Source organism: Paenibacillus sp. W4I10, assembly GCF_030816325.1.
GTDB classification, from domain to species: domain Bacteria; phylum Bacillota; class Bacilli; order Paenibacillales; family Paenibacillaceae; genus Paenibacillus; species Paenibacillus amylolyticus_B.
This window is the reverse complement of record NZ_JAUSXX010000001.1, coordinates 741,261-767,184: the sequence shown is the minus strand read 5'-3', so window position 1 is coordinate 767,184 and position 25,924 is coordinate 741,261. Positions and strand designations below refer to the sequence as shown.

Below are 25,924 nucleotides of genomic sequence, written 5' to 3'. Positions count from 1 at the left end.
ATTAGTAATTCTCCAGTTGAGCGTTATAACTAGCAACATTCGCACGGATCTCTTCCATGGAATCACCGCCGAATTTCTCCAGGAATGCTTTGGCAATTTCCCACGCTACAACATGCTCCATAACTACACTTGCTGCTGGTACAGCACAAGCGTCCGAGCGCTCAACCTGAGCCGTAAATGCTTCTTTTGTATCGATATCGACACTTTGCAGTGGCTTATACAACGTTGGGATCGGCTTCATCACACCACGTACAACTACAGGCATACCGTTCGTCATGCCACCTTCGAATCCGCCCAGACGGTTGGTCGCCCGGTGGTAGCCGCGCTCATCCGTATGCATGATTTCATCATGCACCTGTGATCCACGAATGACTCCCGCTTCGAATCCGATACCAATCTCTACACCTTTGAATGCATTAATGGACATTACGCCTTGAGCGATTCGTGCATCAAGCTTGCGATCGTATTGAACATAACTGCCAAGACCAATTGGCACCCCTTCAACGATACATTCCACGATTCCTCCGATGGAATCGCCTTCTTGTTTAATCTGGTCGATGTAGGCTTCCATCTTCTTCTCTGTCTCAGCATCTGTGACACGTACAGAGGAAGCTTCTGTCACTGCGATCAATTCATCAATCGGAAGGTCCTGATATGGAGCTTCGATCTCTCCAATACGAAGTACACGTCCAGCTACCTTGATTCCAAATTCGGCCAGGAATTGACGTGCAATGGCACCACATGCCACACGTACCGTTGTCTCACGTGCACTGGAGCGCTCCAGTACGTTACGCAAGTCTTTGAGATTATACTTGAGTCCACCGTTCAGATCAGCGTGTCCGGGACGAGGACGATGAACGCGACGTTTCTCTTCGTCACTGCCTTCGATCGGCTCAATATTCATAATATTCTGCCAATGTTTCCAGTCGTTATTTTGAACAACCAGCGCTACCGGAGCACCTGTTGTATATCCGTGACGGATACCACCAACGAAATTCGCCTGATCTTTCTCGATCTGCATCCGGCGTCCACGACCATATCCCTTTTGGCGGCGGTGAAGCTGGAAATTCAGTTCTTCAAAATCAATCGTCAAATTACTTGGCAATCCTTCAATAATAGCGGTCAATTGGGGTCCGTGCGTCTCCCCTGCGGTTAAATAGCGTAAACTCATAATACGTTCCCCCTTTAAACTGTTAAACTTCACATTGCTAAAATCCCATAATTTCTTTGCTTATTATAGTATAGCTGACCGGCTTTGACAAGAAAGTCGGCTCTTTCTTGTACTTGGTATACAAATAACCGCCTGAACACATGTACATGTGCTTCAGACGGCTGAACAACCATTATCATTATTTTTTCCGATAGAAAAATGTTTCTGCTGTCTCCAGACCATATTGTCCCGGGGAGAAGATCTGCTCCGTACTGCCCACAAATAAAATACCGCCTGGACGCAAACTTGCTGCAAATTTGTGATACAACAGGTTTTTGGCTTCCTCGGTAAAATAGATCATGACATTTCGGCACACAATCAGGTCGTACCCATCGTCAAAACGGTCCACCAGCAAATTTTGTTTCATGAACTTGATCGAATTTTTGAGTTGCTCATCAATACGGTATACCAAGCCATCCTGCTTGAAGTAACGGTTCGCCGTTTCCTTTGGCACATCCTTAAGTGAGCGTTCCATATAACGCCCTTCTTTGGCTTTGGCCAATGCACCTTCATCCAGATCACTTGCCGTAATCGAGCTGTCCTTCAAAATGCCCATCGTGTCCAAAATCATGGCGAGTGTGTAAGGTTCTTCACCTGTTGAACAGGCTGCACTCCAGACTTTGACACGACGCTTGGACCCCAGCAGTTCAGGCAGGATCTCGTCCCGCAGTACTTCCCAACGATTGGGATTACGCCAGAATTCCGACACGTTAATGGTCATGCGATCAAGGAACTCGTAGAACAATGATTTATCTTTCTGCATAGCATCAAAAAAGTTAGAAAATGTATGAAACCCGTTTTTGTTGCGAAGTGTGGTCAGCCTTCTTTTCATCTGGCCTTCCTTGTATTGAGCAAGATCAATGCCTGTGCTCTCTTTGATTTTACGAATGAATCCGGTGTAATCCGGGTCTAGTAGTTGTTCTTGCTCCAGCATCGTGTATCACCCTTTTGGCTAATAATTACAACCAGGCTGCGATGCTCTTGTCGTATACCACCAGTTCATCTGAAGCAAAGAAATTTGCTGCTTCACGGGAAGCACTTTCCGGTGAATCTGCTCCGTGAATCAGATTATGTGGTGTGTGGCTGGCGAAGTCTCCGCGAATGGTACCCGGAGCTGCTTCCTTCACATTGGTTTTTCCGATGACAATGCGCGCAAGCGCCACAATATCGTCCCCTTCCCACACCATGGCAAATACAGGCCCAGATGTGATAAAACGAACCAAATCATCGAAAAACGGTTTGCCCTCATGTTCAGCATAATGGCGTTTTGCCTGATCCTCAGACATCTGCACCAATTTGCCTGCCACCAACTTAAATCCTTTGTCTTCCAGACGGCTAATAATTCGACCGATCAATCCACGCTGCACACCATCCGGCTTCACCATCAAAAATGTACGATCCATCAGCTCACTCCTCACTCACGGTTCAAAGTTAATCACTATGTAAACGCAATCCCTCTGATTGTAACATACATGTCCAAATCCTCCCAATGAGGAATATCACAAGTCTGTTCATCTTTGGGTATGAGCGATCTGAGAGTTGAAGGTCATACAACAATTAATGCGTACGTTTAACCACAAAATGAGCGATATCACGCAGGTTTTTGGTCGTCTTGATGTTAGGTAGCTGATCGAGAGCATCGAGCGCTTTCTTCATATATCGGTCAGCAAGGGCTTCTGCTTTAGCGATTCCTTGACTTTGGCGAATCATTCCAATTGCATCCGATGCACTTGCCCGTCCTTCTTCATGCTGGACACGGGAAATCTCCTTAAGCAAAGGTTCCCGCAGATCGGATTCTTCTAGGGCATAAAGTACAGGAAGAGTAATATTTCCTTGCTTCATATCACTGCCTGGTGGCTTGCCAAGTTGTTTCTCGGTACCTACCAGATCAAGTACATCATCTTGAATCTGGAAAGCCATCCCCACATTGTATCCGTACGTATACAGCAGGGAAGATACATGCTCAGGCGCGCGTGTGGCCAATGCCCCTAACTGACAGCTAACCGCAATCAGAAGTGCTGTTTTACGGCGAATCCGCAGCAGATAGTTACGAACACTTTGTCCCGTATTGAAAAAATCGCGAATTTGCTCCATTTCACCAATGGACATCTGTACCATGGCTTTAGCAAGAATACGATGAATAGCTGGATCGGATAATCCGGCAGTCATTTCAAGTGCCTTACCGTAGATATAGTCTCCAGTGTACATGGCAATCCGATTATCCCATTTTGACTTCACCGTGGGTTTGCCTCGGCGTGTCTCCGCATTATCAATAACATCATCGTGAACGAGGGATGCCGAATGTATGAGTTCCAGCGGAACCGCAACCAGCTTCAGACGTTCAATGTCGTATGTACCAAATTTCCCACCAAGTAACACAAAAACGGGCCGCAACCGTTTTCCTCCTGCTTTGAGCAAATGAAGTGACGTTTCACTCAGCAGCTTCTGTTCTCCTCGAACACTGCGATACAACTCTTTCTCAATGTAATCCATGTCCTTTTTTAACAACCCGAAAATATCCAATAGTTTCATTCGTTCACCCGTATCAGCGTATTGTCAGTCCATAAATTCATGCTTACCTTCCCCTCCAGCAAGTCGGGCCTGCAGGCATTACGAAAAACCCGGCTTACCGTTCTTGCTTGTGTTTTTCTATAAGGTAATCTAACGTATTTTTCTTCTCCGAATGTCATAGCCGACACCCGGAAATTAAACTCTGCGACTTGTTCTGAAACAAAATACAGAAGTTGCCGGAGCATGGGTCAAGACTGTGGTTCATGAAGACTCACCATCAGCACTCACCAATACCCCGGGATTCGTGGGACAAATAAACCGAGCAACACTTTGGCAAAAAACAGCCTTGTATCGAACTCAGTCGTTATCCCCGTTCATCCGGTTCTCCCCATCTTGTAAACAGTTGATGTGGGATGCGCAAGCTATCCAGCACTTTCCCCACCAAAAACAGAATCAACTCATCCATAGTTTGAGGTTTGTAATAAAAAGCAGGCATAGCCGGTATCATTCGTACACCAAGACGAGAAAGCTTCAGCATGTTCTCCAGATGGATTGCATGAAGAGGCGTCTCACGTGGTACGAGGATCAATGTTCTTCCCTCTTTCATCATAACATCGGCTGCGCGAGACATCAGATTATCCGACGATCCCTGCGCGATGGACGAAAGAGTTCCCATCGAACATGGCATGATAATCATGCCGTCGGCCAGATAAGAACCACTTGCAATGGAGGCCCCTATATCACTCACAGGATGATAGATCAGAGAACCGGCACGGTTGCCGAATTTTTCTTCCAGCACCGTGTCCCGATTCGTCACATCCCAGTCCAATTCTTCTTTCAGTACACGCCACCCTGCATTGGATATGACCAGATGAACGTTATATTCCAAATCAAGCAGCGTTTCAATTAATCGAATGCCATATATGCTGCCACTCGCTCCGGTAATTCCGACAACCAGTCGTTTATTGTCCGGCTGCTGTACCATTTATTTCACCGCCAGATCAATCAAAGTGAAAGTAAATACGATTATACTAAGCAAACTGTTCATGGTAAAAAACGCCGTTTGAACACGGCTCATATCATTAGGCGATACAATATAGTGTTGATAGAACAGAATTCCATACGTCACCAACATGCCTGCGCCATACCACCAGCTCAGATCTGTCATCAACAATAACGCAAGAAAACCAATTGCAGTAATCACATGGAAGAACTTAGCGATCTGCAAGGATTTAACCAGCCCAAAACGGGAAGGTATGGAGTGAAGACCCTCTCCCTGATCAAATTCCAGATCCTGACATGCATAGATAATATCAAAGCCCGCTGTCCAGAACACAATCGTAACGTACAGCACAATCGCTGTCCAATCCATCGTTCCTGTTACAGCTACCCAGCCACCAAGAGGTGCCAAACCAATCGTCATTCCGAGAACGACGTGGCATAACCATGTGAATCGTTTGGTATACGAATACAGTACCAACATAAACACAGCAATAGGCAACAGCTGCATGGATAATACATTAAGATTGGATGAGGCCCAGAATAACAATATAAATGAGATAATGACAAATATAACAACTTCCCCATTTTTCAACAGTCCTGCCGGGATGGCTCTCATCGCGGTACGCGGGTTTTTACCATCAATCGCTTGGTCAATAATTCGGTTCAAACCAAAAGCCGCACTACGTGCGCCGACCATCGCAAGCAATACCCACATGATCTGCATCCAGCTTGGGAAGGTATCATTCACTACCATGGAGCCGAGAATGGCCCCCATAAATGCAAAAGGTAAAGCAAAAAGCGTGTGTTCAATCTTGATCATTTCTAAAAAGATGCGAATTTTCCTAAACATGCTGATTCTCCTTGGTTCCAATATGCAGTGCCGCGATACCTCCGGTCAGAGGGTAGGCCTGCACTTGTTGTAATCCAGTTTCTGCAAAAATGTCTGCCAGTTCCTGCCTTCCCGGAAAAATGGCCAGTGAGTCCGGTAGCCATTTGTACTGCTCAAAACTTTTAGCAAACACTTTGGCAAGATTCGGTAAAACCTTCTCAAAATAAAAATAATAAATGCCTTTGAACGGCTGCCATGTTGGCTTGGACAATTCCAGGCACACAACCATACCGCCCGGTTTGACCACACGTTTCATTTCAGACAACACTTGTCTGAGATCAGGTACATTACGCAGCCCGAACCCGATCGTCACATAATCAAATGAATTGTCTTCAAAAGGAAGTGACATGGCATTTCCCTGTGTCAAGGTAATCTGCTTTTGACGTTGCACCGCATTGATCTTTGTCTGGCCGACCTCCAGCATGTTGCTACTGAAATCAAGTCCGTGCATGTGCCCCGTTTCACTTGCCTCTGCCATAGCAAGTGTCCAGTCACATGTGCCGCAGCACAAATCAAGACCGGTATCGCCTTTGGACATATTCATCTTTTTCATGGTGAATTTACGCCAAGCTTTATGCCTGCGGAAACTTAGAATATCATTCATGACATCATATTTTCCGGCTATACTCTGAAAAACCGAATGGACATATTCTTCTTTCGGTTTGGTCTCTCCGCTCCCCATTCGTCTGTCTCCCCCTCAATCTTCCCTTACTGCCGCATGTGAAGGCTGCAAATATGCCAAGTAAGGCTCTAGAATTGCATGTATCTCCTGCAAGCCCATCCGCCCTTCCTCGTCTTGCAACAACAGTTGAATGCGGTGTGTACACTCGCGAAGCTTGTCCAGCAAAACCTCGCCAACCCTATGCTTCAGCACCATAGCGTTCCATGCACGTGCATCCGGTTCAGACTGACGCAACACATTGCGCTCATCGTCATTACCATGCTCGTATATGTGCCAATATGCATAGCTGTGAAGATATTGTTTCGCGTCATTCATCCGCTTCAGTTCTTCCACGATCGTTTCGCAGGAGCTGAATTCAGTCAACAGGCTGTTCCATAAGGACTCTTCGTTATGTTGAATCATGCCTGTAAATGAAAGAAACAGCTGCATCCTCAGCTGTACCGTTTCACGCAAGTATTCATCAGCCGAAACGAGAAGCTTCTTCATCCGTTCATACAGCGTCATCTTGCGTGCGTTCACTCCGGATACAGCACCACTGAGTTTGCCAATCATTTCAATTCTGCCCGCTTGGGCAAGCAATTGATAAAAACGGCTACTTAAATAATCCCCGGCGAGTACATTCAACTGGCGTGAACGCATCTCCTGCTCTCTACGCTCACCGGAAATGGTATCGATTCGATCATGCGTATCCATGGCCAACTGAACGAGCGAAGTTGCAAGAGCATATAACTCTTGATGCACCTTTTCGTCTGTGCGGCCTACAAATACCTGCAACAGACGTGCCCGGCTATCCGGAAATGATGGGATTTCCGTATGTTGTCGAATCATGTCGTAATCCGTATATTTCTTTGCTAGTTGGGGTACGCGATATGAATTCATTCTCAGCCTCCGAGCCTTAACATTGTTAAACCATTTCTGCACTACAATCTTATATATTATAGCATATGTTGAACGGGCACGCACTGAATCCTGCTATTCTATTACCCCTGACTTGTCATTTCGAATTGCTTCTTCCAGAGTTCGGTCTCCATCAAATGAAACCAGTCCTTCAATTCATCTGAAAAGGCCGCACTTTTCCAGTTCCGTAATGTTTCAATCGCATACAGAGGCCACTCTCCACGCCGAATATCAGCAGCAAGCAACAGATGACGTTTATGCATCCATTCATCTTCTGCCATCACACGCAGCAGCACCTGATCCACGTTATCCAGAGTACGAAAGCCCAGATCCGCCACAGCTGCCATGTTCTCATATATTTCAGTGTAACTTGTACCCGTTCCTTTAACTTTGAGGTCCAGCGTCAAAATGGACTGTTTCCATTCCACTCTTGCAATGGGAGTTGATAGTTGCATGGAGCTTAGCACATCAACCAGATTGTCATTCGTTAGCTGAACCGGATGATGTGATGCAGAGGCAGGTTGTACGTTTTCCCCGCCCCATGTACGCATATGTAAGGTTTGTATCGCAACAAGCAGAAAGACCGCCGCAACCGTTGCCAGCATTGAAGCAGTAACAATCATCCGCGGATTCATATACGCCTCCTTGCCTTTACCTGTTAGTGTAGTCTGTCCGGTAAAGGCTCATACCTCATTGTACAATGAAAAAAAGCAGGCTATGCCTGCAATCTTCATTTGATTGTATTCAATCTGTCCATTACTCCGATTCTATCTGTCCATGCTTGGTAATCAGCGTGGCTTTGCCCCGGATTTTAATAGCTGAAGTATGGGTGGTAAATTGGGCAAACATCACTTCACCCTTGTCCAATTTCTCGGTGTGGTGAAAACGTGTATCCTGACCTCGGGTTAATCCGATCACCTGGACACCATTTTCCTCTGCCTTAATTACAATATAATCATTGCCGGTTGGATGATCCATCACGCATGTCCCCTTCTTTAGTTCGATAGCGTTAATGATGATTAAGATTGTTTCATTTGTCAACCTGCGCCTTATACGAATGAACCGCAAGAATCGGCGACCCTCCGGTCATACTACAGTTGTACAGCCACAGAAAGGAGAATCTGCATGAAGTACACCCCTGCCGCACTTACAGACGAGCATATTCATCAGTTAAAAGAAATCGAACAGCATCTGTCTGAAGCTGCTGGCGAAGATCTGATTCTGGTTGCTTATACCGGGCAACCGGATGATCCTGAGCACTCGGATAGCCGCAAGAATCATCGTTAAAGGGCAAAAGAAAAGGCCGTGAACAAGTCACGGTCTTTTTGTCGACATATGGAATATGTAGAAATCTTATTTAATTCCGTCTTTGAGCGCTTTACCTGGTTTGAATGCAGGAATTTTGCTCGCAGGAATTTCGATTTCTTCACCTGTTTGCGGGTTGCGTCCTTTACGTGCAGAGCGCTCGCGAACTTCGAAGTTCCCAAAACCAACCAATTGTACTTTATCTCCGCTTTGAAGAGCCTCAGAGATTGCTTCGAATACGGCATCAACCGCTTTCGTTACATCTTTCTTGGACAATTCAGTCGCTTCAGATACGTGTGTAATCAAGTCTGATTTGTTCATTTGTTTTTCACCTCCTGTATCAATGTCCTGAATGTTATACTGTGTTTCCGTTTTATAGCGAAATATACGTTCATACGCAAAAAATCTACGTACATCTTGAGCGCTGAACACAAATCTCCGCCTGCGGTCAACAGTCATTTTCGGCAGAATGTCGTCTGAAACCACGGGCATTTCAGACGCCGAACAAATTTCATACTAATACAGACAGCCCACAATTTCAAGTCCGGTTGCGGTTTAAGACGTAAAATGTAACCGCCAGGGCAAGCACGAGAACCCCACCTTTTACAATATCATGTGTGAAATACTGTACGTTCATCATCGTTAAACCGTTCACAAGTACACCAATCAGAACCGAACCGATGAAGGTTCCGATGACATTTGGTTTACCCGCACCAAACACAGAGAAACCGACAAATACTGCAGCTACGGATTCCATTAACAACGGTGATCCCGCATCAATTTGCCCAGATCCTACTTTGGAAGCATAGATGATCCCCCCGATTGCTGCAAACACTCCAGCGGCTACATAGGCGAGTGTACGCACCTTTTTCACCTTGATTCCAGACAACCGTGCAGCTTCCTCATTACCGCCTGTAATGTACATCTGGCGACCATATTTCGTATACGTCAAAAAGATATGCACACCTATTACCGCAATAAGTAGCATGATTACCGATATCGGCATACCAAGCCATTTACCCTGCCCTATTAGCAGGAATGTCGGATCCATCTCTCCCGCAGCTTTGCTCCCGTCAGGGAACTGCATGTGATTGTAAATGGTATATCCCTGTGCATACGTTTTGTGAATACCTCCGATGATGTACATCGTGGCAAGGGTTGCGAGTAAATCCGGAATACGTAATTTTACAATGAGCAAAGCGTTCAGTAAACCAATAACAGCGCCAATGATTAGTGGCACAATAATTACAATTGCCAGTGGTTGTTGATACCAAATCATTAACGAAGCAGTAACGACGGTAGTCAATGAGACAGTCGCCCCAACCGAGAGATCGAATCCATCAACAATGAGAGATAACGTAACACCGATCGCTACAAACGTAACGATAGAGATAGAGCCCAAAATATCGGTCAAGTTACTGTACGTAAAGAAATAAGGCAATTTAATGCCAAAAAATGCGATAACACCTATGATGACTATAATCGCCCCGTAACGGAACGCAAAATCCAGTGATTTATCCTTCATGATTGCACCTCTTGTCCACCGCTTGCATAGTATAGCAGCTGTTCTTGATTAGTCTCGCCACGTTTGAACTCTTTCACGATAACACCCTCGCACATGACAGCGATTCGGTCGCCAATTCCCAGGCCTTCATCCAGTTCACAGGTGAAATAGATGACACCCTTGCCGGCCAAAGCCAGTTCATTGATGATGCGGAAAATGTCACTTTTCGCCCCAATATCTACGCCTTTGGTTGGCTCATCAAATATAAATACGTCGGCATCCGCATTAAGCCATTTACCAATGGCTACCTTCTGCTGATTACCACCGCTTAGATATTTCACTTCCTGCTTCACTGACGATGTTTTAATTCCAAGCTGTTTCACCAATGACTCCGCATTCAGACGTTCCCGTTTGCGGCTTATGAAACCTAATGTACTGAGACGGCTTAGCAAAGGCAGACTTAGATTCCGTTCCACGTTCTCCTGAATCAGGATTCCTTGTTTACGTCGCTCCTCCGGTACAGAAACAATCCCCAGAGCCGCCGCATCCGCAGGCTGAGACAGGCGGAGATTACGGTTGTTAAGTCGGATCTCGCCTCCCTCCAGCCGATCCGCACCAATCAGCAAACGAGAGCTTTCCGTTTTACCCGCGCCTACCAGACCTACCACAGCGAGGACTTCACCTCGGCGTACAGAGAGGTCAACACCTTTGACCTTCACTCCACGACGAAGCCCACGTGCCTCCAATAACAGCTCCCCCACGGGCGCTTCCGTCTTCGGAAACTCTTCTTCGAATGGTTTGCCAAGCATCTGTGTGACCAAGTCGTTAATTGTCAGTCCTTTTGCTTCACCAGTAAATACATGTTGCCCATCTCTCATAACCGTAACGCGATCACAGTGACCCGTCACTTCAGCAAGACGATGGGTAATGAAAATGCAGGCTACGCCCCGTTCCTTCAACAGATGAACAATCCGGAAAAATGCATCCGTTTCTTCCTGGCTCAGCGGTGCAGTAGGTTCGTCAAAAATGATAACCTTGGCATCCTGAATTAAAATCCGTGCCAGCAGTATCATCTGTTTTTCTGCAAGCGTCAGATCGGCCACTTTTTGGTGAACGGATATGTCCGCCCCTAATTGTTTCAACGCCTCAACTGCACGCTGTTGCAGCTTTCGCGGACTTTTCCACCAACCCCCGGCAGATGAAGCCAGCTGATCCAACATGATGTTCTCCGCAGCCGTCAGCTGTGGCACCAGTGCCGCATCCACTTCCTGATAGACACAGTGAATCCCACTTGCCTTCGCGTCTCCCGGAGAACTTAAATGAAGCGCTTGTCCACTCAACTGAATCGTACCCTGATCCAATGGATAGGCACCCGACAGAATCTTCATTAACGTGCTCTTACCGGCACCATTGGCACCCAGCAGCGCATGAATCTCCCCACCTTTTACAGAGAAATCCACATCCTTCAGTGCAGGAATACCTGAAAACTGCTTGTGGATATGTTCCATATGAAGCAGAATTGGTGCAGTGCTCATGATGTTAACCTCCAATCGTTCCCTTCCGGGAGCATCCCTTTTTTCATCCAGACAACACATATCTTCATTTATGTTTGAAAAAGCGCGCCTTGCGGCGCGCTTCCCATACGCTGCTTATTTAGCAGTAATTCCGTATTCGCTCATCCAGTCCTTGATTCCTTGTGTGCTGCCACCCCAACCTTCAACGAACTCTGACAGCTCAGAAGTGGAGATTTGTTTATCTGGCAGAGCTTCACGTTGAACATAGACCGGGTTAAGAACAACTGCATCTTCCGTCTCGTCCCCGTTCAGTTTTTGATAAGCATAACGTACCTGGACGCGACCAATATCCGTTGGATCAACAGCCGCAGAAGCAACCCAAGGATTTTTCGGGTCCTGAATCATTTGCAGGTCCTCGTCACTCATATCAATACCATACACTTTGATCTCATCACGTCCAGCTTGTTGAATCGCACGCGCTGCACCTTTGGCGAACTCATCCCATGCAGTCCATACAGCTGTAATCTCACCTTTTGGATACTGCTTGAGAATAGCTTCCATTTTGGCTTGAGTATCCAGCGCCGGGTTCTGTGCAGAACCAAATGTAGCTATTTCCTTGATGTCCGGATTTGCTTTCATGAATTCACCGTATGCAATCTGACGGCGTTCCATCGGTGCGAAACCAGCTACCCATACTTTGACAATATTGCCTTGTCCATTGATATCTTTTTTCATTTGCTCCAGCGTCAGCTCAGCCATCTTCTGGTCATCCTGCGACAGGACTGTGGCTCCCGGAACACTGATAGCTGCGTCAAACACGACCACTGGAATATTCTGTTCTACTGCCTTCTTCACGCCTGGCTCTAATAGGGAATCCCCATGATCCGTGAGAATGGCATCGAATTTTTGGTTAATAGCGCTATCAAGCAAGGATACCATCTTTGCTTTGTCATTATCGGCAACAAACGTTGTCAGTTCTCCACCGAATTTTTCGATTTCTTCTTTTACACCCTGTACATATTGCTGCGAGAAAGTACCTGTATTGAATTCCATAATAAGTGCGATCCGTTTTCCGCTTAGTGGGCCTGTGACTGCTTCTGTTTTTGGTGTATCATCTGATGCACCCGAAGCCGGAGTGGCTGCCGGTTCTTTTTTGATTCCGCAAGCGGACAGCGCCAATGTAAATACTAATAACACACTCAACCATAGCCATTTTGTCTCTCTTCTTTTCATTTCTGTATCCCCCTGTCCAATCTCTGTGATCTCGATCACAATAGTTGAATATTAATATAACGGCTAATCCCTAGTATGTAAATGGGTTTTAGCAATTTAAAGCTAAAACTCGCTAAGTTTTTTCGAAAGCACTATTCTTCCTATCCATTTCATCCAAAATAAAGAAATCACATAAAAAAGACCGCGAGGGGATGCCCCTTACGGTCTTTTGATGTTTTACAGAATGATAGCGATCAAGCCACCTGAACCTTCGTTAATGATTCTTCCCAGCGTCTCTTGCAGTTTGTATCTTGCATTATCCGGCATCATGGCAATCTTGCCCTGAATCCCTTCTCGCACAATAGAGTGCAGAGAACGACCAAACATGTCTGAATCCCATACCTTGATCGGATCGTTTTCGAAGTCCTGCATCAGGTATCTCACCAGTTCCTCACTTTGCTTCTCCGTGCCGATGATTGGAGCGAACTCCGATTCCACATCAACCCGGATCATGTGAATAGACGGTGCCGTTGCTTTCAGACGTACACCAAATTTGGTACCCTGACGAATGAGCTCAGGTTCATCCAGAGCCATCTCGGCAAGAGATGGAGCAGCAATGCCGTATCCGGTCGTTTTGACCATCTCCAGCGCTTCTGCAAAGCGGTCATATTCTCTCTTCGCATGCGAGAATTCCTGCATCAATTGCAGCAGATGATCCTTACCACGAATCTCGATGCCAACCACTTCCACGAGAATCTGATCATACAGTTCATCCGGCGCATACAGGTCAATTTCGGCTACGCCCTGCCCCATATTCATGCCACTCAGGCCTGCGCGATCGATGAATTCATATTCCATGAACTGAGCGACAACCCGATCCACATCACGAAGTCTGCGAATATCCTTAACGGTATCCCGTACGGAATTTTCGTAGTTGCTACGCAGCCAGTGAGTCTCGTTGAGTACCATAACCCAGCTCGGCAAGTTCACATTCACTTCATGCACAGGGAACTCATAGAGCACTTCACGAAGTACACCCGTCACATCATCTTCCGTCATGGTCGCAGCACTGAGTGTCATCACCGGAATGTCGTATTTGGCAGCAAGCTCACTACGCAATTGCAGGGCTTCTTCACTGCGTGGGCGAGTGGAGTTGATGACCAGGACAAACGGTTTACCCACTTCTTTTAATTCCGCAATAACCCGTTCTTCGGATTCCACATAGGAACTGCGGGCAATTTCGGCAATGGTGCCATCTGTTGTGACCACAACACCCAGTGTGGAATGCTCCTGAATGACTTTGCGAGTACCAATCTCTGCGGCTTCCTGAAACGGAATTGGCTCTTCGAACCAAGGTGTGGAGATCATGCGCGGACCATTCTCATCCTCGTACCCCTTGGCTCCTTCCACCGCGTAACCCACACAATCCACCAAACGTACATTGACATCCAGCCCTTCGGCCACCTTGATCTGGACTGCGTTATTCGGTACAAATTTTGGCTCGGTTGTCATGATGGTTTTGCCTGCTGCACTTTGTGGAAGTTCATCCACTGCACGGGCACGATCAGCCTCGCTTGCGATGTTAGGCAATACGATCGTTTCCATGAATCGTTTAATAAATGTTGATTTTCCCGTCCGGACTGCGCCGACAACCCCGAGATAAATATCCCCTCCGGTCCGCTCAGCTATGTCCTTAAAAATGTCCACTTTCTCCAATGAAATCCCCTCCCTAAATTACTCCGAAGGAAAAATGCTAAAGAGCATCCGCTTCGTTTTTTCAATCAGAAGACTGAAATCCCTGCAACGGTAGAGCCGCCTTTGTGAGTGCCCGGAAGTCGTCCGCCGCCGAACGTTGCATTCTGATGAAACCGGCGAGAGCGGCGTTAACTCGTACATGCAATTGGACTAGTATCATCTTATGTATCCGTATGCGGCAATATGACGCGTATTTTTGTTTTTTTATCTTAAGGTGATGACATTAGGAGAATCCCCCGATCTCGGACTGCGCGTCTTTATTTCAATCTACTTTATGTGATCCGTGAAGCTTTTATGACGGTTATTGCTCATACTGACAAAAGAAAAAAGAGATATCCCTTATTTGGAATATCTCTTTTTGAACCATTAGAGCCATGGTGGTTATACAGCTAAATCATTTGAATTGCAACCATGCTTATTTTATTGGCTGGGCAACCGGCGCATTATTTTTCCAAGCGTAGAAAACGGATTTTACAGGTACGAAGTAGGAGTGTTCCACCAGCAAATCCCGAACATCTTCAGTCTCTGCTGGAGACATGTCAGACTTTTCCACTGCCTGCATAATGTCAAAAGCATAATCAACATAGACCTTGCCTTCGTCATCCATCATAAAAGGTAACGCCTGACCTGAATATACACTATTCAACGTTATGGAAGGTGTGCCCGCCTGTGCAGCCTGCTCCATATCCACAGCATATAACCCCGGATACAGTTCTTCCCCACTTGGCAACTTATTGTTATGTACGGACTTATATTGATTAACCATTCGTTGCACATCATTCACTTTCTGTACGGTTAGAAGATCCATCACTTTAACGGTTGGATTCACTTCTTCATCCTGAATAAGGAAGTAAGCGCTCCCACCACTTTCAAAAGCAGTCCCCGGTATTTCATCCAGATACCCCAGTTGTTTCAACTTGGGCAGATCCACTCTGAACTTTTCATATTTTGGCGTTTCCATATCTGCATTAATGATTGGCAAAATCCCCTCATCTTGCTGGAATGCCTCTACCGCACTCTGGATACGGCTCACGCTTTCCCGATAGGCTATCTTAGGGTCTGAATTACTCTGGGATGGATACATACAACCACTTGCTGTAAAAGCAAACAACAGGAATAACAGCAGACCGTCCGTCTGATGTTTCAGACGCTGCCGTCTGCTTCCTTCCACACATTTTGGCTTGTTCCTAATCATTTCTGTCCTCCTTGAATAACTCATTAGAGAATCAATTTCATAACGCTTAGAACCAGTCGTCTTCCTGTTGTTGACGTTCCAGTTGTTTCCGAATGGCTGCCTTCAGCGGGTCCTCTGGAACATGAACCGATAGAGATCCACACACCTTGGCCTGACAGGAGAGTCGTGTACCTGCTTCCAACAATGAACCCAGCTTGCGCTTTTCTGCATCTGTTGGTGGATACAGTTCCGCCCGATGTTCTTCATCCACGTTCACTTTGCACATCAGGCAAGCCGCTTTGCCATCACATCGGGTCGTAATCTTGACTCCAGCACGTCGTGCTGCATGCAAAAGTGTCACCCCTGGTTTGAGTGCTATCGATTTGTTCATAGGTAAAAAAGTAACTTTATAGTCCATCATTTTCCTCCCTCAACCTACTGGGGCCATGTAAAGCCAACAAGCTCTTCCACTTCGGCTCTGAAGCGACTTGTCCATACATTCTGTTGACTTAAAAGCATCATTATAGGTTGATGTGCATCTGGCTGCTCGCGCATCTGTTTAGCAATGGGGACATAACGATCTTCACGACCTCGTAGCAGATTAAACAACAGCTCATGCGCAAGCGGCATCAGTCGCAGAGGATATGAACCCACTTGTGCTACTGGTGCATGCGGAGCAAGTACATGTTCAATCTCGATGCGGTACCAACTTTTGCGAGCCCATATTTCGAAACCACCAACCAGTTCCAGCGCACATTCACCCACCTGATAGTGGCTCAGCAGAGAAGCATACGGTCCCGTCTTGTCCACTGTAGGCTCGTCAAGCATTTCCCCTGGAGCGCTACGGTGAAGTCCTTTAGCAGCAGCGACATCCGCATAGATATCAATATCTCTCGGAGCCTGTTGCAACTCCACCCCTTGAAGCAGCAACCCACAACTTCCTCCAAGTAACCATGTCTGCGGCTGTGTGTTCCAGGCTTTGGCCGTTTCCAGCAAAGCCGCGTGTAATTCCGGATAACGCTCTGTCCGACCCTCCGTATCATGCGGCCCCATAGGCTCACACTCCCCTCATCCGTGTTCATTGTGTCAGTTCTTATGATGTGCTTATGCGGATGTTATCTTTCAGGTTGGGAAATCAGGTCAGAGAAGCGATTCCACCGAAAAAGCCAATCAGCATAATCAAAAATGCAATCAGAGAAAGAATCCCCCGTACAATACCTTTTGTTTTGGCACGAGCAAACGTAATCAGGAATACAGATAGTCCCATAATGAGGATGGCCACCAATGACAGCCACATCTTGTCCATTGCGCTCATAATCCAGCAGTCTCCCCTTCAGTCCGATATTCATCACTGACACTGTGACAATTGCAACCATTATAACACGAAATTCAGCTCAACTTTCCAAAAAAAAGACAAAAAAGCAAGCCGGCAGAAGCCGACTCGTCTTTTTGTCTTACTGGATCACCTGTACATGCAGGTGTGATCTATTATTTTTTCATCATCATTTTCATTAACGATTCCATACTGCTCGGATTCAATCCGCTTTTCTTGACCGCACTCACAATATCCTTAACCGTATCCTCAGATACCGGAACTTTCGCCATGGCGGATACTTGTTTGATCAACTGGCGCAACTGAGCTTCATTCTGAATCGTCGTTGGTTTCACCGTGCTTGCCAATTTCTTAACGGCACCTTCAGTTATCGTTTTACCCGTTTTCTTGTTGATTGCATTCAGTGCATCTTTGGAAATGTTGTTACCCATTCGTCTCCCCTCCTCCGGCAATACTCATGTGTATAGTATGAGTCTGCTACAGAAAAGGTGAATAAGCTTCTTATTTCACAAGGTACCCTTAGGCTGATTACAATCAGGAATGCCATTGCTCCCAGGTTTCAAGTTTCATGACTTCCATCTCAGTCTTCGGGTCACGTCCCATCAAGGCTTCAACCGCATCACGCGGCTGTCTCTCCTGGAATAAAACGTGATATAACTGATCCGCAATTGGCATTTGCACACCGTATTTTTGTGAGATGAAATAGGCAGCTTGCGTAGTTCGAATGCCTTCTACCACCATGCCCATGGACTTCAGTACATCATCCAGCTTCTGTCCCTGACCCAACATTGAACCTGCTCTCCAGTTCCGACTGTGCTGACTTGTAGCCGTTACAACCAGATCCCCGATTCCGGCAAGTCCCGAAAACGTTAGCGGATTTGCTCCCATCGCAACACCAATACGTGTGATCTCTGCCAGACCGCGTGTTAGCAAAGCGGCTTTGGCATTATCACCAAATTGAAGACCATCGGACATGCCTGCACCAAGAGCAATGATATTTTTGAATGCGCCCGCCAGCTCAACACCGATCATATCCCGATTCGTGTAAACCCGGAAATAGGCATTCATAAACAAAGCTTGGGCAGACTCGGCAGACGCCTTATCCAGTGAAGCTACAACCACTGTCGTTGGACAACGCTTCACCACTTCTTCCGCATGGCTTGGGCCAGAAAGAACAACAACACGTCCTTCTTCACATTCAAGCTCTTCTGAAATGACTGTGGACATCCGTTTGAGGCTTTCTGTCTCGAAACCTTTGGTTGCATGAATGACTAACATCTCAGGCTTGTAATAAGCCTTAAGCTGGTTCGTAACTGCACGCATGGCTGATGAAGGCGCAACAATTAACACAGCTATAGCGCCTTCCACCGCAGCTTCCATATCAGTTGTTGCTTGAATCCGTGGTGAAAGCTCCGCATCCGGAAGATAGCGTGTATTGGTGTGCTTGTTATTGATTTCGTTAGCCTGGTCTTCACCACGTGTCCACATCATCACATCCAACTGATTGGCAGCGAGTACACTGGCCAGAGCCGTTCCCCAGCTTCCAGCGACCAGAACAGCAACTTTTTTAGACAACTCGTTTACCCCCTCCAGGGTTTTTCGATCCCAATTTATTTTCCTGTCCTTTGGCGAGCTTCGCAATATTGGTACGATGTCTCCAGAACGCAAACAGACAAATAATCAGACTCCCCCAGAAGATATTCATTGAATATCCGGGTAATACCAAAATAAAGATGGGTGTAAATGCTACAAAAATCAGAGACCCCAATGAAACATAGCGTGTCAATACAATAGACAGAATGGCGATCACCCCAGCACATAACGCAGGTAGGAAAGCAAGACTCACCAGAACACCAATGGCTGTGGCAATGCCTTTTCCTCCACGAAAATGGAAGTAAAGCGGCCAGTTATGTCCTGCAATGGCTGCTATACCACTGAGTGCAGGAATCCAGGCAGAACCGTCACTCAGCCAGATTCCTATCCATACAGCTGCAACACCCTTAAGTACATCAAGTAACAGAACAGCAATTGCCGGTCCTTTACCCAAAATACGCAATGTATTGGTAGCTCCCGCGTTTCCGCTTCCGTGCTGACGAATATCGATCCCCCGTATCGCTTTGGCAAGGAGGACACTAAAGCTGATCGAACCGAGCAGATAACTCAGTACAATCGCTGCGATTTGTAAAATCACACACTTCTCCCCTAACTTTCGTCGGACTTCTTCCGAGTAAATATGCGAATTGGTGTTCCTTCGAAATCAAACGCTGCACGGATTTTATTCTCCAGATAGCGCTCATATGAGAAGTGCATCAACTCAGGGTCGTTCACAAAAATAACCATGGTCGGCGGTTTAACTGCAACCTGAGTCACATAGTTAATTCTCATTCTCCGTCCTTTATCTGTTGGCGGAGGATTAATCGCAACCGCATCAGACACCACATCGTTAAGCAGATGTGTCTGCACACGTAACGAGTGTTGCTCTGCTACACGTTGCACAACCGGCAACAGTTTTTGTAAGCGTTGTTTTGTGAGGGCTGACAAGAATACGACCGGAGCATAAGTCATAAACAGGAAGTGATCCCGAATTTTTCTCTCAAACTCTTTCATCGTTTTGTCATGCTTCTCTACCACGTCCCATTTGTTCACAACAAACAATGACGCTTTACCAGCTTCGAATGCATATCCTGCAATATGCTTGTCCTGTTCAATAATGCCTTCTTCACCATTAATGACAATCAGAACAACATCTGCACGCTCAATCGCACGCATAGCCCGCATTACACTGTATTTCTCAGTTGTTTCATATACTTTCCCACGCTTACGCATACCTGCTGTATCAATCAGCACGTAACGTTGGCCGTCTTTTTCAAAAGGTGTATCAATTGCATCCCGGGTCGTTCCAGCCACGTCACTTACAATGACACGTTCTTCACCCAGAATAGCGTTCACCAGTGAAGATTTACCCACATTAGGACGTCCGATCAGAGCTACACGAATGACATCTTCATCGTAAGTCTCTTCCTCAAGTTCTGGCAGCTTCTCCACAATTGCATCAAGCAAATCACCTACACCTGTACCGTGACTTCCGGATACGCCGATGGGATCACCGAAACCAAATCCATAAAACTCATAAATGAGCTCACTTCGTCCGATATTATCCACTTTGTTAACGGCTACAACAATAGGCTTGCCTGAGCGGTAGAGCATCTCTGCTACCTCTTCATCCGATTGCGTAATACCTGCTTTTGCATCACACATGAATACAATAACATCCGCTTCTTCAATAGCGAGCTCTGCTTGCATCCGAATCGATTTTAAGATTACATCTTCACCATCAATTTCGATACCACCTGTATCAATGATACTAAAGGGTTTACCGTTCCATTCACCGATTCCATATATGCGGTCACGGGTAATGCCCGGCTTGTCTTCCACAATGGCCAGTCTGTCGCCGATGATCCGATTGAAAATGGTGGATTTACCCACGTTCGGTCGTCCGACAATTGCCACAACGGGTCTTGCCATACATTCCACTCCTCCTGTCCATACTTACGATACTCATCATAGCAAAAAAGATATGTCTTGGCTAACGTTTCATGCCAAATTACTCGCAATAAAAACAATCGGCGAACCCGCCTGGGGCTCGCCGATCTTGCTTTTGTTATTCAGCAAAATATGCAGTATATAACTTAGAACCATGCATTGTTAACTTATTTGAATTTGCTGAGTTTGTCTCCAAACAGTTCGCCAAGCGTAGTGCTCATACCTTGATTGTTCAAGGAAACGTTTGGATTGTTGATTTCTTCACGCGGAGCGTTGTTTCTTGAAGGTCTTTCTGATTTTTGTGGTTGAGCTGGAGCTTCTTCTGTTTCTTTGATGCTCAAGCTTACACGTTGCTCAGAAGGGTTCATGTCCAAGATTTTAACTTGAACTTCTTGTCCTTCTTTCAGCACTTCATGAGGAGTGCCGATGTGTTTGTGGGAGATTTGCGAGATATGCACAAGTCCCTCAACACCAGGAGCGATTTCAACAAATGCACCGAAGTCTACCAGACGTTTTACAACACCTGTTACGATATCGCTGGAATTGAATTTTTCGCTTGCTGTTTCCCAAGGACCTGGTTGAACAGCTTTCATGCTCAGGCTGATTTTGCCTTTTTCAGGGTCAACTTTCAGCACTTTCACACTAACTTTATCACCTTCAGACAGTACGTCGGATGGTTTTTCAACGTGTGTCCAAGCCAGCTCGGATACGTGAACCAAACCGTCAACTCCGCCCACATCAACGAATGCACCGAATTGAGTCAAACGTTGTACTGTACCTTCGATCACTTGACCTTCTTGCAAACCAGCCATTACTGTAGCTTTGTTTGCTTCGAATTCTTGCTCCAGTACGTCTTTTTGGGAAAGGATCACTTTGTTGTTCTCACGGTCGATCTCTTTCACTTTAACACGCAGTGTGCGTCCTTTGTAGTCGCTGAAGTCTTCAACGAAATGGCGTTCAACCATGGAAGCCGGGATAAATCCACGTACGCCCACGTCTGCTACCAGACCGCCTTTAACAACATCACCTACAACAACTTCGAATACGTCTTGGTCTTCAAAATGCTTTTGCAATTGATCCCATGCGTTTTCGCTGTCGATTGCACGTTTGGACAGAACGAGTTTTTCTTTCTCGTCGTCGATGCTAAGAACTTTAGCTTCAACTTCTTGTCCAACTTCTACTGCGTCAGACGCGCTGTCAACATGTAATGAAGACAGTTCACGAATTGGAATGACACCGTCATATTTATATCCAATGCTCACATAGGCTTGGTTATCTTCCAATTTGACGATGGTTCCTTTTACGGTATCTCCTTTTTTCAAGGAAACGAATTGATCCAACTCATCTTGGGTTGCTTCTTGATTTTTCATTTCTTCCGACATGTCAAATACCCTCCTCAATTCAAAAACCCCATTATATTCAAACCTGCCTGTAGCAGAGTTCAAAACACTTTCATCACTGAGTGCTCAAGCTTTAGTCTCCCTCAAAAATATGGAAACATGCACTCAGCTACCGACGAAGCCATTACTTGCTTGGCACGCCCGTTTGCACCATTTCGTTAATCTTGGACATAATCTTTTCAGTCGCCTTCTCCAGAGCTTCTCCAGATGGGTCTTCCTTGAACTCGTCCAAACTTACTGGTGCTCCATATACAACTTTCATCTTACGAAAAACTTTGTAGTTACCGATAATAGCAGTAGGAATAACTGTAGCGCCACTGCGGAGAGCAAAACTCGCTGCCCCTTTTTTGCCGATACCTCCATCATTGTGACGGCTTCCCGAGGGGAAGATTCCAAGCACTTGACCATCACGCAAAATATTGAGTGAGGTTTTGATGGATTCCTTGCTGACACCTCCACGTTTAACGGGGAAAGCGCCCACGGCTTTAATAATTCGGCCGAGTACCGGAATTTCAAACAATTCGCTTTTGGCCATGAAACGCACCTGACGGCGAATTTTGATACCAACGGTTGGAGGATCGAAGTTACTAATATGATTGGAACATAAAAGTACGCCGCCTTCTTTCGGAATATTCTCCCGTCCAACGGCCTCCAAGCGGAAAAGAATGGTATAAATGATCCGCAGTAATGTGCTGCAAAATGTGTAAATCATAGACCGATCTCTCCTCTGACCATTGTGCAATAAGATACGATTTTGTCAACCACTTCATGAATGTTCATCTCCGTTGTATCAAGGACGATAGCATCCTCAGCACAACGCAATGGGGAAATTTCCCGATTCTCATCCAATCTGTCACGGGTGGCAATGTCTCGCTCCAGCTGTTGCAACGTCAGTCCTTCAGAGGGGTCCAGTTCTTTGAAGCGGCGAAGTGCACGCTCTTCGACACTGGCAGTCATGAAGATTTTCACTTCCGCATCGGGCAGTACTGTCGTTCCGATATCGCGTCCATCCATGACGACGCCCTTGCGCAAAGCCATTTGCCGCTGAGTATCCACTAATTGCGTACGCAGCCCCTCGATTTGCGCATATCGGGACACGATTCCCGTCACTTCACGGGAGCGGATTTCCGAGGTTACTTCTTCCCCATTACAGAACACTTTCTGTCCGTCGGGATCCGGTTGTAAATCAATGACCAGCTTTTGGGCTTCCTGAAGTACCTGTGCCACTTCTTCCGGCGCAATATCTTTCCGAAGCATGTGCAAGGTTACCGCACGGTACATTGCGCCTGTATCGACGTATACATACGCGAGCGCCTCTGCAACCAATCGGGCCACCGTGCTTTTCCCGGCACCGGCAGGTCCGTCAATTGCAACGTTCATTTTCCCGTTCTCTGATGTGTTCTGGCTTGCCAACGGGGCATTCCTCCTCAAACGATAAACCTCAATAAAAAAACAGGCATTGCCTGCATCGTGAAAATTATACCACACTCTACACATGGATGCAAAAACAGACAAATCAACGATGTTCGTAATCATTCATCGTTTGCACTTCAATTGGCGTTCCTTCCAGGCGGTCAATGGTGGTCAAATTCTTTTTGAAGCCTGGTACCAACAGCAGCAATTGATATACCACAAGCAGGATTAGAAGGACTGTAATCAGAATCGTAACCTTTCGTTCCATTCGCCTGGAGAAAACATAATAAAGTCGTTCATATCTGCGGGTTGCATGACGATGATTCATGGCAATGCCTCCGTTTTTTTCATTACGGTACCCGCAGTTCCTTCTTCTTATGCCACAACATTCCTATTTCGTACGATAGTCCAATTGTCGTTCGAAACAAAACTTGATAATTTTCTGGCGCTCCGAATCTGAAATCTGCACAAATTTCAGCATGCATAGCTGTCTGCCGGTTTCCAGGGTTTTGATCCGCACAACTTCAGCTTCAAAATTCACATGTTCAATGGTTGAATTCCGGTAGGGAACCAGCAACCAGCATTTCAGTTTTTGACCTTCAGCTATTGAAAATCCCGTTTCGCCGTAGATGGACAATCCACCGCCACCAATATCTTCAGTCAATCCGACGGCACGGGTCAGATCTTCACTTTGGATGGCCAATTCGAGGTTTGCATGAACACGAAGAAAGCTGCGCCGTTGTATTTTGGATATATCGCTCGGAAGCGGTTTGCCGATACGGACAAGACGGACCACATCTTCCTCAAATCCCGTGACATAGGTATTAAAATAATGCCGGACCCCATCCTCCGTAATATATGAAATGGACAATTCCTCTCCGAAAAAGAGCCTTTTCAGGCGGCTGCTTCCTTGTTGCATCGGGACCTCAATCAGAAAACTGCTGTCATCCATATCTGCAATGCGTGATTTGTACTCTTTGTGCTCCTCTTTTTCATCTGCAGAAGCAATCTGGATGTATAAAATTTCATTTATTTTAGGAAACAAGCTGTTCACCGCCACTTTATGTATTTATCTTCGTATGTACAAGGACTATTATACCATGACCTTTCTCACATTGAACAAGAAAAAACAGACCACATCGTGGTCTGCCGCAGTTATTCGCTCAACTTCAAATTCAGATTACCCATCGTTTTATGAGGTTGCATTGACCGGTTTGATCTCTTCAACCGCTTCTTCCATTCCTGTATTCGCATTAATGTATATCCGGTAACGAGAACCGTTAATTTTCCCTCCGAATTCATAACACAATACTTCTTTGCTGTAATCATTCTCAATCAAGGATTTTCGAACATAATTTTCTTCGAACTCCGAATTAAGCTTTTTCCGCGCCTGTTGCTCCGTAAGAGTTGCTTTCGGAATTTTGCGCTTGTCATTATGTTCGTAGACAAAGTCACTCGCCTGGAAGCCGGTTACTTCGCCTGTATCCAAACCTACACGAACTGACATTTTCTCAGGATAGATCAAGGTATCCCCTTGCTTACGCACATAAGTAAGGTTACCCAGATTACCATATTCATCGTAGTTTACAGCCTTCATATCCTTATAACCTTTGTTCATTAGAAATTGATCTGCTTTAGCCATGGCATTCTGACGAGACACTTTTTTGGTTCCGATTGGACGCGTATCACTGTAAGAGATCAGCATTCCGCCATTACGAGTGAAATCCATCATCAGTTTGCCATTGTTGGCATGATCAATCGTGGCAGTGTAGGACTCCCAGTCTGTTCCTTTGCCGTTCTCCTGCACTTGGATCTTGCTACGATCCGCATCAGAGAATTTTGCAGCCTTGCTCTGAATCTGTTCTTTTGTCACCGGTAAGCCGCCCAGTTTCTTGACTGATCGTTTTGCATAGATATTGGATACGGAAGGACCCCAATCAAGCTCCGGGTATTCCTGAACCTTTTTGTTCACAGTACGAAAACCATCAACGATCGTGTTGTCCATGGTTTGCTCTTGCGTTGCCATGGCAGTCTCTGCATCCATCCAGCGCAATCGGTCCGTCAGGACTTTCTGCTGCACATCCTGCAGATTCTTGGTAATCTCGGATGAATTCTGATACAGCTTTTTCAGGTTGCCCATTTCCTTCTCACTTAGCGGTTCGTTTGTCAAGTCACGCATCGACGCACGATAGGCAAAGTTGGAAATACGCGAGAGAAACTCCTCTGTCTCGTTAAATGGCAGCATGGTGAGTGGCAGTTGGTTGATCTCATTCTGCGCTTCACTGGTGAGTCGCCATACATTCATCAGACCTTTGCGATGCATCCCCTGTGATGTAGAGTGAACCGCCAAGGTGTTGCCAATCTCCGAATGCAATTTGTCCATATGAAAAGATAAATCGTGAAAGGCACGCTGATATTGATTCTCTGCCTTGATCAGAATTGCATTCTTCTCCTGATTCTCCTGATAGCCCCACACGAGCGCACCGACCAGCAGAACCGCAAATATCGGAAACATAACTGAACTTAATCGTTTATACATCGGTAGAGTCTCCTTTCTTCTAAACCACTACCTCTATTGTG

The 25,924-nt window shown here is 46.1% G+C and carries 30 protein-coding genes; 1 reads left to right on the top strand and 29 read right to left on the bottom strand.

What is annotated here, in order from left to right:
• Position 1: 1 nt before the first annotated feature.
• From aroC to mtrB, 10 genes are all read right to left on the bottom strand, one after another.
• Positions 2-1,171, bottom strand: coding sequence for a chorismate synthase (aroC, locus tag QF049_RS03495; RefSeq protein WP_017687707.1), 1,170 nt, complete (start codon positions 1,169-1,171; stop codon positions 2-4).
• Between the two features lie 178 nt (positions 1,172-1,349).
• Positions 1,350-2,144 (bottom strand): CheR family methyltransferase, encoded by a 795-nt coding sequence (locus QF049_RS03490; protein WP_062835189.1) that lies wholly within the window; start codon positions 2,142-2,144, stop codon positions 1,350-1,352.
• Positions 2,145-2,169: 25 nt separating this feature from the next.
• Complete coding sequence (gene ndk / locus QF049_RS03485) at positions 2,170-2,613, bottom strand: nucleoside-diphosphate kinase (protein WP_017687704.1); 444 nt, start codon at positions 2,611-2,613, stop codon at positions 2,170-2,172.
• Between the two features lie 154 nt (positions 2,614-2,767).
• A complete protein-coding gene (locus tag QF049_RS03480; protein WP_017687703.1) occupies positions 2,768-3,742 on the bottom strand; it encodes a polyprenyl synthetase family protein in 975 nt (324 codons plus the stop codon).
• A gap of 343 nt (positions 3,743-4,085) precedes the next feature.
• Positions 4,086-4,706, bottom strand: coding sequence for a UbiX family flavin prenyltransferase (locus tag QF049_RS03475; protein ID WP_307534827.1), 621 nt, complete (start codon positions 4,704-4,706; stop codon positions 4,086-4,088).
• Positions 4,707-5,573 (bottom strand): UbiA-like polyprenyltransferase, encoded by an 867-nt coding sequence (locus tag QF049_RS03470; RefSeq protein ID WP_091028934.1) that lies wholly within the window; start codon positions 5,571-5,573, stop codon positions 4,707-4,709.
• Complete coding sequence (locus QF049_RS03465; RefSeq protein WP_036607690.1) at positions 5,566-6,294, bottom strand: demethylmenaquinone methyltransferase; 729 nt, start codon at positions 6,292-6,294, stop codon at positions 5,566-5,568. Before QF049_RS03465 ends, QF049_RS03470 begins: the two co-directional genes overlap by 8 nt.
• Before the next feature lie 15 nt (positions 6,295-6,309).
• Positions 6,310-7,173 (bottom strand): heptaprenyl diphosphate synthase component 1, encoded by an 864-nt coding sequence (locus tag QF049_RS03460; protein ID WP_124116206.1) that lies wholly within the window; start codon positions 7,171-7,173, stop codon positions 6,310-6,312.
• A gap of 101 nt (positions 7,174-7,274) precedes the next feature.
• The gene (locus QF049_RS03455; protein WP_307534822.1) at positions 7,275-7,826 is read right to left on the bottom strand and encodes a hypothetical protein; all 552 of its coding nucleotides are present in this window, start codon (positions 7,824-7,826) and stop codon (positions 7,275-7,277) included.
• A gap of 121 nt (positions 7,827-7,947) precedes the next feature.
• The gene (mtrB, locus tag QF049_RS03450; RefSeq protein ID WP_017687697.1) at positions 7,948-8,169 is read right to left on the bottom strand and encodes a trp RNA-binding attenuation protein MtrB; all 222 of its coding nucleotides are present in this window, start codon (positions 8,167-8,169) and stop codon (positions 7,948-7,950) included.
• Between the two features lie 147 nt (positions 8,170-8,316).
• Between mtrB and QF049_RS03445 the strand changes: the two genes are divergently transcribed.
• Entirely contained in the window at positions 8,317-8,478 is a 162-nt protein-coding gene (locus QF049_RS03445) for a hypothetical protein (RefSeq protein WP_307534820.1), read from the top strand.
• 66 nt (positions 8,479-8,544) lie between these two features.
• Here the strand turns inward: QF049_RS03445 and QF049_RS03440 are convergent, their stop codons facing one another.
• The 19 genes from QF049_RS03440 to ypeB form a co-directional block, all read right to left on the bottom strand.
• On the bottom strand, positions 8,545-8,817 hold the full coding sequence (locus QF049_RS03440; protein ID WP_024630670.1) for an HU family DNA-binding protein: 273 nt from the start codon (positions 8,815-8,817) through the stop codon (positions 8,545-8,547).
• A gap of 217 nt (positions 8,818-9,034) precedes the next feature.
• Entirely contained in the window at positions 9,035-10,021 is a 987-nt protein-coding gene (locus tag QF049_RS03435; protein ID WP_017687695.1) for an ABC transporter permease, read from the bottom strand.
• Positions 10,018-11,535 carry a sugar ABC transporter ATP-binding protein gene (locus QF049_RS03430; protein ID WP_307534817.1) on the bottom strand — a complete coding sequence of 506 codons (1,518 nt, stop codon included), beginning with the start codon at positions 11,533-11,535 and terminating at the stop codon, positions 10,018-10,020. The genes QF049_RS03435 and QF049_RS03430 overlap by 4 nt, the downstream gene beginning before the upstream one ends.
• A gap of 114 nt (positions 11,536-11,649) precedes the next feature.
• Positions 11,650-12,747: a sugar ABC transporter substrate-binding protein gene (locus QF049_RS03425; RefSeq protein ID WP_074095648.1), complete on the bottom strand. Its 1,098-nt coding sequence runs from the start codon at positions 12,745-12,747 to the stop codon at positions 11,650-11,652.
• Between the two features lie 216 nt (positions 12,748-12,963).
• Entirely contained in the window at positions 12,964-14,442 is a 1,479-nt protein-coding gene (gene spoIVA, locus QF049_RS03420) for a stage IV sporulation protein A (RefSeq protein ID WP_017687692.1), read from the bottom strand.
• Between the two features lie 454 nt (positions 14,443-14,896).
• Positions 14,897-15,676: a hypothetical protein gene (locus QF049_RS03415; RefSeq protein ID WP_307534813.1), complete on the bottom strand. Its 780-nt coding sequence runs from the start codon at positions 15,674-15,676 to the stop codon at positions 14,897-14,899.
• Between the two features lie 46 nt (positions 15,677-15,722).
• Positions 15,723-16,073, bottom strand: coding sequence for a 2Fe-2S iron-sulfur cluster-binding protein (locus tag QF049_RS03410; RefSeq protein ID WP_017687690.1), 351 nt, complete (start codon positions 16,071-16,073; stop codon positions 15,723-15,725).
• 17 nt (positions 16,074-16,090) lie between these two features.
• Positions 16,091-16,708 carry a hypothetical protein gene (locus QF049_RS03405; RefSeq protein WP_124116202.1) on the bottom strand — a complete coding sequence of 206 codons (618 nt, stop codon included), beginning with the start codon at positions 16,706-16,708 and terminating at the stop codon, positions 16,091-16,093.
• A gap of 82 nt (positions 16,709-16,790) precedes the next feature.
• Entirely contained in the window at positions 16,791-16,970 is a 180-nt protein-coding gene (locus QF049_RS03400; protein WP_017687688.1) for a DUF2768 family protein, read from the bottom strand.
• 173 nt (positions 16,971-17,143) lie between these two features.
• Positions 17,144-17,419, bottom strand: a complete 276-nt coding sequence (locus QF049_RS03395) for a stage VI sporulation protein F (protein WP_017687687.1) — start codon at positions 17,417-17,419, stop codon at positions 17,144-17,146.
• Between the two features lie 103 nt (positions 17,420-17,522).
• The gene (locus QF049_RS03390) at positions 17,523-18,563 is read right to left on the bottom strand and encodes an NAD(P)H-dependent glycerol-3-phosphate dehydrogenase (RefSeq protein ID WP_307534809.1); all 1,041 of its coding nucleotides are present in this window, start codon (positions 18,561-18,563) and stop codon (positions 17,523-17,525) included.
• Positions 18,556-19,179 carry a glycerol-3-phosphate 1-O-acyltransferase PlsY gene (gene plsY, locus QF049_RS03385; RefSeq protein ID WP_076209908.1) on the bottom strand — a complete coding sequence of 208 codons (624 nt, stop codon included), beginning with the start codon at positions 19,177-19,179 and terminating at the stop codon, positions 18,556-18,558. Before plsY ends, QF049_RS03390 begins: the two co-directional genes overlap by 8 nt.
• A gap of 11 nt (positions 19,180-19,190) precedes the next feature.
• Complete coding sequence (gene der, locus QF049_RS03380; RefSeq protein WP_076209907.1) at positions 19,191-20,513, bottom strand: ribosome biogenesis GTPase Der; 1,323 nt, start codon at positions 20,511-20,513, stop codon at positions 19,191-19,193.
• Positions 20,514-20,698: 185 nt separating this feature from the next.
• Positions 20,699-21,913, bottom strand: coding sequence for a 30S ribosomal protein S1 (rpsA, locus tag QF049_RS03375; protein WP_036607712.1), 1,215 nt, complete (start codon positions 21,911-21,913; stop codon positions 20,699-20,701).
• A 142-nt stretch (positions 21,914-22,055) separates the two neighbouring features.
• Positions 22,056-22,643, bottom strand: coding sequence for a lysophospholipid acyltransferase family protein (locus QF049_RS03370; RefSeq protein WP_091018056.1), 588 nt, complete (start codon positions 22,641-22,643; stop codon positions 22,056-22,058).
• A complete protein-coding gene (gene cmk, locus QF049_RS03365) occupies positions 22,640-23,344 on the bottom strand; it encodes a (d)CMP kinase (protein WP_076209905.1) in 705 nt (234 codons plus the stop codon). The genes QF049_RS03370 and cmk overlap by 4 nt, the downstream gene beginning before the upstream one ends.
• Before the next feature lie 103 nt (positions 23,345-23,447).
• Positions 23,448-23,672 carry a hypothetical protein gene (locus QF049_RS03360; protein WP_091018057.1) on the bottom strand — a complete coding sequence of 75 codons (225 nt, stop codon included), beginning with the start codon at positions 23,670-23,672 and terminating at the stop codon, positions 23,448-23,450.
• Positions 23,673-23,735: 63 nt separating this feature from the next.
• Entirely contained in the window at positions 23,736-24,389 is a 654-nt protein-coding gene (locus QF049_RS03355) for a flagellar brake protein (protein ID WP_307534805.1), read from the bottom strand.
• Positions 24,390-24,536: 147 nt separating this feature from the next.
• A complete protein-coding gene (gene ypeB, locus QF049_RS03350) occupies positions 24,537-25,883 on the bottom strand; it encodes a germination protein YpeB (RefSeq protein WP_124116198.1) in 1,347 nt (448 codons plus the stop codon).
• Positions 25,884-25,924: the final 41 nt, after the last annotated feature.

What these genes read in the sequence shown, in the direction of transcription:
- ndk (WP_017687704.1), bottom strand. Translation starts at nt 2,613, where the DNA reads ATGGATCGTACATTTTTGATGGTGAAGCCGGATGGTGTGCAGCGTGGA.
- QF049_RS03405 (WP_124116202.1), bottom strand. Translation starts at nt 16,708, where the DNA reads ATGGGGCCGCATGATACGGAGGGTCGGACAGAGCGTTATCCGGAATTA.
- mtrB (WP_017687697.1), bottom strand. Translation starts at nt 8,169, where the DNA reads ATGGATCATCCAACCGGCAATGATTATATTGTAATTAAGGCAGAGGAA.
- ypeB (WP_124116198.1), bottom strand. Translation starts at nt 25,883, where the DNA reads ATGTATAAACGATTAAGTTCAGTTATGTTTCCGATATTTGCGGTTCTG.
- QF049_RS03475 (WP_307534827.1), bottom strand. Translation starts at nt 4,706, where the DNA reads ATGGTACAGCAGCCGGACAATAAACGACTGGTTGTCGGAATTACCGGA.
- QF049_RS03455 (WP_307534822.1), bottom strand. Translation starts at nt 7,826, where the DNA reads ATGAATCCGCGGATGATTGTTACTGCTTCAATGCTGGCAACGGTTGCG.
- QF049_RS03410 (WP_017687690.1), bottom strand. Translation starts at nt 16,073, where the DNA reads ATGGACTATAAAGTTACTTTTTTACCTATGAACAAATCGATAGCACTC.
- QF049_RS03470 (WP_091028934.1), bottom strand. Translation starts at nt 5,573, where the DNA reads ATGTTTAGGAAAATTCGCATCTTTTTAGAAATGATCAAGATTGAACAC.
- der (WP_076209907.1), bottom strand. Translation starts at nt 20,513, where the DNA reads ATGGCAAGACCCGTTGTGGCAATTGTCGGACGACCGAACGTGGGTAAA.
- QF049_RS03430 (WP_307534817.1), bottom strand. Translation starts at nt 11,535, where the DNA reads ATGAGCACTGCACCAATTCTGCTTCATATGGAACATATCCACAAGCAG.
- QF049_RS03440 (WP_024630670.1), bottom strand. Translation starts at nt 8,817, where the DNA reads ATGAACAAATCAGACTTGATTACACACGTATCTGAAGCGACTGAATTG.
- QF049_RS03460 (WP_124116206.1), bottom strand. Translation starts at nt 7,173, where the DNA reads ATGAATTCATATCGCGTACCCCAACTAGCAAAGAAATATACGGATTAC.
- QF049_RS03465 (WP_036607690.1), bottom strand. Translation starts at nt 6,294, where the DNA reads ATGGGGAGCGGAGAGACCAAACCGAAAGAAGAATATGTCCATTCGGTT.
- QF049_RS03480 (WP_017687703.1), bottom strand. Translation starts at nt 3,742, where the DNA reads ATGAAACTATTGGATATTTTCGGGTTGTTAAAAAAGGACATGGATTAC.
- QF049_RS03415 (WP_307534813.1), bottom strand. Translation starts at nt 15,676, where the DNA reads ATGATTAGGAACAAGCCAAAATGTGTGGAAGGAAGCAGACGGCAGCGT.
- QF049_RS03400 (WP_017687688.1), bottom strand. Translation starts at nt 16,970, where the DNA reads ATGAGCGCAATGGACAAGATGTGGCTGTCATTGGTGGCCATCCTCATT.
- QF049_RS03445 (WP_307534820.1), top strand. Translation starts at nt 8,317, where the DNA reads ATGAAGTACACCCCTGCCGCACTTACAGACGAGCATATTCATCAGTTA.
- rpsA (WP_036607712.1), bottom strand. Translation starts at nt 21,913, where the DNA reads ATGTCGGAAGAAATGAAAAATCAAGAAGCAACCCAAGATGAGTTGGAT.
- QF049_RS03490 (WP_062835189.1), bottom strand. Translation starts at nt 2,144, where the DNA reads ATGCTGGAGCAAGAACAACTACTAGACCCGGATTACACCGGATTCATT.
- aroC (WP_017687707.1), bottom strand. Translation starts at nt 1,171, where the DNA reads ATGAGTTTACGCTATTTAACCGCAGGGGAGACGCACGGACCCCAATTG.
- QF049_RS03370 (WP_091018056.1), bottom strand. Translation starts at nt 22,643, where the DNA reads ATGATTTACACATTTTGCAGCACATTACTGCGGATCATTTATACCATT.
- QF049_RS03360 (WP_091018057.1), bottom strand. Translation starts at nt 23,672, where the DNA reads ATGAATCATCGTCATGCAACCCGCAGATATGAACGACTTTATTATGTT.
- QF049_RS03425 (WP_074095648.1), bottom strand. Translation starts at nt 12,747, where the DNA reads ATGAAAAGAAGAGAGACAAAATGGCTATGGTTGAGTGTGTTATTAGTA.
- QF049_RS03435 (WP_017687695.1), bottom strand. Translation starts at nt 10,021, where the DNA reads ATGAAGGATAAATCACTGGATTTTGCGTTCCGTTACGGGGCGATTATA.
- QF049_RS03395 (WP_017687687.1), bottom strand. Translation starts at nt 17,419, where the DNA reads ATGGGTAACAACATTTCCAAAGATGCACTGAATGCAATCAACAAGAAA.